This is a genomic window from Mesorhizobium sp. M7D.F.Ca.US.004.03.1.1 (genome assembly GCF_003998635.1).
Classification (GTDB): Bacteria; Pseudomonadota; Alphaproteobacteria; order Rhizobiales; family Rhizobiaceae; genus Mesorhizobium; species Mesorhizobium loti.
Map to the genome: position 1 here is coordinate 1 of NZ_RZQG01000468.1, position 4,661 is coordinate 4,661.

Annotated in this window: 5 protein-coding genes and 1 pseudogene; 2 read left to right on the forward strand and 4 right to left on the reverse strand. The window is 61.3% G+C overall.

What is annotated here, in order from left to right:
• Positions 1-130 precede the first annotated feature (130 nt).
• On the forward strand, positions 131-859 hold the full coding sequence (locus EN935_RS22955) for a GNAT family N-acetyltransferase (protein ID WP_245468906.1): 729 nt from the start codon (positions 131-133) through the stop codon (positions 857-859).
• A gap of 13 nt (positions 860-872) precedes the next feature.
• On the opposite strand, the gene EN935_RS22960 is transcribed toward EN935_RS22955, so the two are convergent.
• The 4 genes and pseudogenes from EN935_RS22960 to EN935_RS42920 form a co-directional block, all read right to left on the reverse strand.
• A complete protein-coding gene (locus EN935_RS22960; RefSeq protein ID WP_109671300.1) occupies positions 873-1,691 on the reverse strand; it encodes an MBL fold metallo-hydrolase in 819 nt (272 codons plus the stop codon).
• Positions 1,688-2,476, reverse strand: a complete 789-nt coding sequence (locus EN935_RS22965) for a TatD family hydrolase (protein WP_109671299.1) — start codon at positions 2,474-2,476, stop codon at positions 1,688-1,690. Before EN935_RS22965 ends, EN935_RS22960 begins: the two co-directional genes overlap by 4 nt.
• Complete coding sequence (gene metG, locus EN935_RS22970) at positions 2,476-4,026, reverse strand: methionine--tRNA ligase (RefSeq protein ID WP_109671298.1); 1,551 nt, start codon at positions 4,024-4,026, stop codon at positions 2,476-2,478. The genes EN935_RS22965 and metG overlap by 1 nt, the downstream gene beginning before the upstream one ends.
• A gap of 141 nt (positions 4,027-4,167) precedes the next feature.
• A pseudogene (locus tag EN935_RS42920) lies at positions 4,168-4,278 on the reverse strand (DNA polymerase III subunit delta'); the annotation flags it as partial.
• A gap of 126 nt (positions 4,279-4,404) precedes the next feature.
• Between EN935_RS42920 and EN935_RS22980 the strand changes: the two are divergent.
• Positions 4,405-4,661: hypothetical protein (locus tag EN935_RS22980; protein ID WP_164771275.1), on the forward strand; the 257-nt coding region annotated here is incomplete at its 3' end.

Consider the following 4,661-nt stretch of genomic DNA (forward strand, 5'->3'; position numbering starts at 1 on the left):
GCCAAGAACTGGAAATTCCCGCTGATTGTCATAGGCTTGAGCCGATTGTGGCGTATTGCCTTGAGCGGATAGCCAACGCTAGGCTGTTGAAATGACGAGAGCAAGCAGCCAGATCGAAGCGGCGATCGACGTGTTCGTGCATGGCTACAGCGCCGACAGAAGCCGCACGTTTCCTTACGAGGCTAGCCGCGTCGGACCGTTGTGGCTGATGTGCGACGCCGAGCGCAAGAATCCTCGCGACTACCGTGGCGAGGAATGGGTCGTCCATGACGTCGACGCTCAAGAGGCCGATGCCATTGTGCGGCAGCATGCACGGCCGGGCTTTGCCATTTCCGTTGTGGTCGCGAACGAGGATCCGGATGGGCCGACACGAACCGCCTACAAAGCTCTTGGCTACCGGCTGCTTCGGACCGAAGGCTTTTTCGTCCACCGATTGCGCCAGATTCCGAGCCCGCCAGCGGTTGCTGTTGCTTCGGTCGAACGCGTACAGACAGCCGAACGGGCGGCACAGTTGGGAAAGATCATCCGCAGGCAGCCGATCGCGGACGATTTGCTCGGCGACAGCGCGCCGTTCCGCCAGTATGTGGCAGTCGATGGCGCCGATATTGTTGGGCGCGTGCGCAGCCTGGATGCCGTGGGAGCCACGTGGTGTTCGAGCATGTATGTCGAGCCTTCGCACCGACGTCGCGGTATTGGCCAGGCTTTGATGTCGAAAATGTTGCACGACGATCGGGCGCGGGGGTCGAGGTACTCGGTGCTGGCTGCAACCCACGCCGGGGCGCTGCTCTATCCCCGGATGGGCTACGAGCGGATCGGGACGCTGCTGATATTTGCGCTAAGGAGCCGAAAGCCCTCATGAAGGTCTATTCGCATCACGCTGATTCATAAGGGATTTCAATCACCATGCCGTCATAGGCGGGTTCGACATTGGCTGGCGTCTCGGCCATCACCGTAGCGTAGTCGAGCGGTACATGCATATGCGTCAGCACGGCGTGTCCTGGCGCTAGCCGCTCGATCCATTCAAGCGCCTCGCCAAGTGACAAATGACTTGGGTGCGTCCGGTACTGCAGCGCGTCGATGACAAGCTCGTCGAGGTCGCGCAGCCGTTCGGCGGTGGCCTCCGGAAAGCCACTGATGTCAGGACAATAAGCGAGCCCGCCGATGCGGAAGCCGAGCGATATGATGTCACCGTGGATTTGCGGCAACGGCTCGAGGGTGAGGGCACCCCCCTCTCCTTCGATGACCACCGGCCTGGCGTGGTCGATGAGATGCGGCCGGACGATCGGCGGATAGGAACTGCCTTGTGGCGTCTCGAAACAATATCCGAACGCCTCCCGCAGCCGAAGCATTGTTGCGCTGTCAGCGTGGACCTCGATCAGCTGGCGCCGATCGAGGACGAAACCGCGCAGATCGTCGATGCCGTGTATATGGTCGGCGTGCGGGTGCGTATAGACGACCGCGTCGATGCGTTTGACGCAAGCCAGCAGCATCTGCTGACGAAAATCCGGTCCGGTGTCGATGACAACAGTCGTGCGGCTGCCATTCGCCGCGATCCGCTCGACGAGCGCGGCGGCGCGCGTGCGCCGGTTCTTCGGATTGTCCGGGTCGCAATTGCCCCAGTCGCCGGTGATGCGCGGCGTACCTGGCGACGAGCCACAGCCGAGAATGGTGAGGCGCAGCCGGTCAGTCATCGTTCAGCAGGTCGCGGCATCTTGCCGAACAGGCGGAAGAAATTGTTCGTCGTCAAATCAGCGATTTCAGCCTCGCTGACGCCGATTGTTTCGGCCAGCACCCTGGCGGTATGGGCGACATAGGCCGGCTCGTTGCGCTTGCCGCGAAATGGCATGGGCGCCAGATAGGGCGCGTCGGTTTCGACCAGCAGGCGGTCATGCGGCACATCGGCGGCGATGGCACGCAACTCAGCTGAATTCTTGAAGGTCAGGATGCCCGAAAAGGACACATAGCCGCCGAGCGCGACACCGATTTCGGCAAGCCGACGCCCCGAAGAAAAGCAATGCAGGATGAAGGGGAAGGCGCCCTTCCCTGTTTCGTTCTCGAGAATATCAGCCATATCGGCATCGGCATCGCGCGAATGGATGACCAGCGGCAGCCCCGTCTCGCGTGCGGCGGCGATGTGATTGCGAAACCCTTGCGCCTGAGCGTCGCGTGGCGCCTTGTCGTAGAAATAGTCGAGACCGGCCTCGCCGATCGCCACCACCTTCGGGTGGGCAGCCAGCCGCACCAGATCGGCTGACGTCACGTCCAGCTCTTCCGCGGCATTGTGCGGATGGGTGCCGACCGAACAGTATACTTCATCGAAAGTGTCTGCGATTTCAATGATTTGCTGAAACCGCTTCACGCGGGTCGAGATCGTCACCATGCGGCCGATTCCGGCCGCCTTGGCGCGGGCGACAATAGCCGCCCGCTCCTCGGCGAAATCTGGAAAATCCAGATGGCAGTGGCTGTCGACGAGCATCAGACGTTCGCGTCCGGCTGTTCGACGTAACGCGGAAACACCCCTTCCGGCACGGGCAACGCAGTGCCCGGCGCCAGCGCATGGTCCGCGTGGACATGCGCGAAATCGCGCCTGTCCGCCGGGACCGCCAGCAGATCGAGCAGTTTGTTGGCCGAGCCCGGGACGAAGGGCTGACACAGCACCGCCACGCGACGCACGACTTCGGCCGTCGTCCACAACACGGTTTCCATCCGCTCCGGATTGGTCTTCTTCAGTGCCCATGGTGCCTCGCCGGCGAAGTAGCGATCGGCTTCCGCCACCACGCCGAAGATCGCTGCCAGCGCCAGATGGATGCCCTGCTCGGCCATCGCCTTGCGCGCCGTATCGAGAGCGGCGACGGCCTGGTCCAGGATCGCGCTGTCGGCATCCGTCAGGTCGCCGCGTTGCGGCACCACGCCGCCGCAGTTCTTGGCGATCATCGACAGCGAGCGCTGTGCCAGATTGCCAAGACCATTGGCAAGGTCGGCATTGGTACGGTTGACGATCGCTTCATGGCTGTAGCTGCCGTCGTTGCCGAACGGCACCTCGCGCAGGAAGAAATACCGCACCTGGTCGAGGCCGTAGTGCTCGACCATCGCGAATGGATCGACGACGTTGCCAACCGATTTCGACATTTTCTCGCCGCGGTTGAACAGGAAGCCATGCGCGAAAACGCGCTTTGGCAACTCGATACCGGCCGACATCAGAAAGGCTGGCCAATAGACCGCATGGAAGCGGACAATGTCCTTGCCGATGATGTGCGTGGCCGGCCAATAGCGCCACTGCTCGGCCTTTGTGTCGGGATAGCCGGCGGCGGTGATGTAATTGGTCAGGGCGTCGACCCAGACATACATCACATGCTTGTCGTCGCCCGGCACCGGCACGCCCCATTTGAAGGTCGTGCGCGAAATCGACAGATCCTTCAGCCCGGACTTGACGAAGCTGAGCACCTCGTTGCGGCGCTCAGTCGGGCCGACGAAGTCGGGCTGGCTGTCAAAAAGGGCCAGCAATTTGTCCTGATAGGCCGAAAGCCTGAAGAAGTAGCTTTCTTCCTCGTTCCATTCGACGGGCGAGCCAAGCGGTTCGCGACGCACGCCATCCTCGTCGACTGTCGTCTCGCCTTCGTCGAAATAGGCTTCCTGGCGGACCGAGTACCAGCCGCTATAGCGGTCGAGATAGATGTCGCCATTGGCGGCCATCGCTTTCCAGATTGCCTGGCAGGATTCATAGTGCCGCGGCTCCGTCGTGCGAATGTACTCGTCATTCGAACCGCCCATCGCCTCGGTCATCGCGCGGAAAATCGCCGAATTGCGGTCGGCCAGCGCCAGTGGCGTTATGCCTTCCTTCTCGGCCGTCTGCTGCATCTTGAGGCCATGTTCGTCGGTGCCGGTCAGGAAGAACACGTCCTTGCCGTCCAGGCGCTGGAAGCGAGCCAGCGCGTCGGTAGCAATAACCGTATAGGCGTGACCGATATGCGGCTTGCCGTTCGGATAAAAGATCGGGGTGGTGATGTAGAATGTGTCGCGTGACATGAATGAACCGTCATGAATGTCTGAATGGAAAGGCGTGGCGGTGGATATCGCATCGGGACAGTGATTGCCATCCCGAGGCCAATGCATGCCGCCCAAAAGTGGCCCCGGTTTTGGGGGCAACGGCATGCATAGAAAAGGCCGTCACATTCGCATTGCAGAATTCAGGCGGTCGATCATGGTCAGGGCGTGCTGCTTCTTGTCGAGATTGTAGGTGTCGGTCTCAGATATAGCGTCCAGGGCCTCATGCCAAGTCCCGACCTTGGTCGTGTCGCCGGAGCCAGCGCTGCTTCGATGACACCAGCCGAGCGCCTATTGTTGGGCCGTTGCAAAGGTAGGTCGCGATCCGTAGTTTCGCAGCAATGCAAAAGGCAGACCGGCATGGCCACGACCACACAATATGATCCGCGACAGAACCTTGATGTGCGCTTGCGTCAGGCCGGCGCCAGCAAAACCGTTTACGCCCTCGTCACTCCCGAAATGGAAACAGTGAAGGCCGAGTTGCTTGGCAGTAGCGGGGGAAATGGCCCCGATCCGATCCGCGCCGCCTATCTCGATCAGTTTCGCCATGCCTGGACCGGAAAGCAGAACGCACTGCACAGGAGGTTCTTCGACACCTGGCTCAGTTGGGCGAAGCC

Coding starts and splice junctions, on each gene's coding strand:
- EN935_RS22965 (WP_109671299.1), bottom strand. CDS start 2,476: ATGCTCGTCGACAGCCACTGCCATCTGGATTTTCCAGATTTCGCCGAG.
- EN935_RS22960 (WP_109671300.1), bottom strand. CDS start 1,691: ATGACTGACCGGCTGCGCCTCACCATTCTCGGCTGTGGCTCGTCGCCA.
- metG (WP_109671298.1), bottom strand. CDS start 4,026: ATGTCACGCGACACATTCTACATCACCACCCCGATCTTTTATCCGAAC.